Annotated in this window: 3 protein-coding genes; 1 reads left to right on the top strand and 2 read right to left on the bottom strand. The window is 67.7% G+C overall.

Features of this window, described 5'->3' with window-relative positions; translation table 11 throughout:
- Positions 1 to 936 (top strand): alpha/beta fold hydrolase (locus tag NBW84_RS21910; RefSeq protein ID WP_250286995.1); only part of this gene is annotated, 936 nt, incomplete at its 5' end.
- A gap of 165 nt (positions 937 to 1,101) precedes the next feature.
- On the opposite strand, the gene NBW84_RS21905 is transcribed toward NBW84_RS21910, so the two are convergent.
- Both NBW84_RS21905 and NBW84_RS21900 read right to left on the bottom strand, forming a co-directional pair.
- Complete coding sequence (locus NBW84_RS21905; RefSeq protein ID WP_250286993.1) at positions 1,102 to 1,959, bottom strand: LLM class flavin-dependent oxidoreductase; 858 nt, start codon at positions 1,957 to 1,959, stop codon at positions 1,102 to 1,104.
- A 220-nt stretch (positions 1,960 to 2,179) separates the two neighbouring features.
- The gene (locus NBW84_RS21900; protein ID WP_445548812.1) at positions 2,180 to 2,353 is read right to left on the bottom strand and encodes a hypothetical protein; all 174 of its coding nucleotides are present in this window, start codon (positions 2,351 to 2,353) and stop codon (positions 2,180 to 2,182) included.
- Positions 2,354 to 2,665 lie beyond the last annotated feature (312 nt).

Below are 2,665 nucleotides of genomic sequence, written 5' to 3'. Positions count from 1 at the left end.
ATGCAGACAGCCCGTGTCCGCGTGGCGCGGCGCACGGCAGGCTTCCTCCGACCGGCCCGCGCATCGCGCTCACACATACAGGGATGGCGTCCCGAGCTGCCGCCCGGTCGTATGTTGCAGGTCCCCGGCCGCGGGGAGGTTTTCGTGCGGCAGACCCGGGCCGACCGGGACGGTGTACTGCCGGTGTTGCTGCTGCACGGGTGGACCTGGTCGCTGGACGTCAATTTCTTCGGGTTGATGCCACCGCTGTCCCAGCGGCATCCGATTGTCGGCCTGGACCAGCGTGGCCACGGACGCGGACTGCCGATCGCCGGGGAGTTCTCCATCGCCGACTGCGCCGAAGACGTCATAGCGGTGCTCGACGTCCTGAATATCGACCGTGTGATCGTGTGCGGATTCTCCCTCGGCGGCTTGGTGGGAACGCATATGGCGTTGGCTCATCCGCAGCGGGTCGCGGGCCTGGTCCTGGCAGCTTGCGCGCTGAACTACCGGCAGAACCGCCGCGACCGCCTGTTGTGGACCACTCTTGCGACGGCAGCCCCGCTGGCTCGCCTCAACCGGGGAAACTCGCTGCCCGCGCGCTACTTCGGAGCCAATCGGCGCAGCGGGACTGATGTGGTCAACCGATGGCCGTGGCTGCACGCCGAACTAACCCGTACCCCACTGGCCGCCGTCCTGGCCATGGGCCGTGCCGTGCAACGCCACGATCTGCGCGGACGTGTTCAACCGCTCCGAAACGTGCCGTCAGTCGTGCTGCTGACCGACAACGACACGCTGTGCCGCCCCGCCTTGCAACGGCAACTGGCCGACCAGCTCGGGGCACATGTCATCCCGGTAGCAGCCGATCATGATTTTCCGGTGGTCCATCCCGACCTGTTCGCCACTGCCATGCTGGACGCAGTTGCCAGGGTGAACGCCCGCGTGAGCGGGGCGTAGCGCTGCTCGGTCGCGCTCATTTCCGCGCCGTGCCTTCCCCAGGGCCTCGGCATGATGACTGATCCACAACTAGTAGGGCTTTGTTAGGTGACCAAAGGTGCGTGAATCCCTCGGCCCCGTGTCGGACCGGATCTGGGCGGCCGAATGACCTTCCTTCCGTTGGGCCTACCTGACCGCGTCGGCCAGAAGGTCGACCTGGCCGGGTTCCGGGTTGCACGGGAACAGCACCAACTCGTCGCACCCCGCCTCGGCGAAGGCGGCGACAGCGTCGCGGACCGCCCTGCCGTCGGTCAGCGCACCCGCCACCACCTGTTCGGCGTACGCTCCGGCGAACGCGTAGTAGTGCCGGAGGTAGCTCTCAGCATGTACGCGTGCCTGCGGCCCCAGGGAGAAGTAACCGAGTGCCGCCAGCCGTGGCCGATCCTTGCGGCCGCGGGCTTCCCACGCAGCCTTCGCCTGCGCAGCGGCCGGCCCGAACGCCTCCGGCGGCGCCCCACCCGCGATCCATCCGTCCGCGTGCTCGGCGGCCCGCTGGAAGGACCTCGGTGACTGGCCTCCGATCAGCAACCCGGGACGAGCCGGTGGAGTGGGCCCGATCGCCCCCGCGTCGCCGCGCGGCTCACCGGACCAGATTTCAAGCGTGTCCACCAGCATCTTTTCGAATCGTCGCCCCCGGCCATTAAAAGGAACGCCGCCGGCCTGGTAGTCGTCCTCCCGACCGCCCAGGCCGAGGCCCAGCACCAACCGGTTGCCGGAAAGATGCTGGATACTTGCGGCCTGCTTGGCGAACAACGCCGCATTGACCCGGTACGGAAGAATCGCGATGGCGGTCAGGAGCTTGATCCGCTCAGTCACCGCCGCTGCGGCCGCAAGCGTGATCAGAGGCTCGTCATTGGGGTAGACGAGACGGTCGATGACGCCGAGTGACAAGAATACGGAGCGGTCCGCCCGTTTGGCCCACTCGAGGATCTGGCTGCCTTCGACGCCGGGAATGGTGGAGGGCAACCCGATCGAGACGTCCATTTCCCGTACTCCCACTCTGGCGATTTCGGGTACTTTCCGGCATCGGGCATTTTGTGCGCGACCGGGCAACCATCCGTCATCCACAATATCCGTGGAGACGCTGGCGCCAGCGTAGCTGGCGGTGACCGCATGCACAACCGGTCGCCAGGTTCAACACAGCAAGCAGCAAAAGAGGGACTGGTGGTGTCCATTCACGGGTGTGACCTGTGTTGATGTTGTTTCAGGCGGCGGCTGGGACTGGTAGCCAGGGTTTGCCGGTCAGGGCGGTGCGGATGGCGTCGAGGGCACGCAGGCCGTGGTCGCGGGCGGAGACCAGGTAGGAGCGCACGCGGCAGTAGGCGGCCAGGGTCGCCTGGGTATGCCAGTATCCCGACGGGCACGTGATCATCTTCAAGTCCGACCCACACGACCTGGTTGGGTATGTCATAAAGTTCCCGGCTGTGTCCGGATCGGCGGAGGATGGCTACCGGCCGCGGGCCGGGGCCGGGCCCGGACCCGGACCCGGACTGAAGGTCCTGCCCGGCGCGGCGACGGCGTTGCGGCTGTCGGGTGCTGAGGCGCTGCCCCGGCCTGCTGCGCCGCGTGCCGCTGAACGCCCCTCAGGGAGGGCGTCTAGCGGCGCATGTCGCGCAGCGCGGTGAGGACCTCGTCGGGTCCGACGCGCCACCGGTAGTCGCTGGAGACCGCGGCGAAACGGACGGCCCCA

Origin of the sequence: Protofrankia sp. CiP1_Cm_nod2 (genome assembly GCF_920664355.1) — a bacterium.
Classification (GTDB): Bacteria; Actinomycetota; Actinomycetes; order Frankiales; family Frankiaceae; genus Protofrankia.
This window is presented reverse-complemented; position numbering and strand designations above follow the sequence as displayed.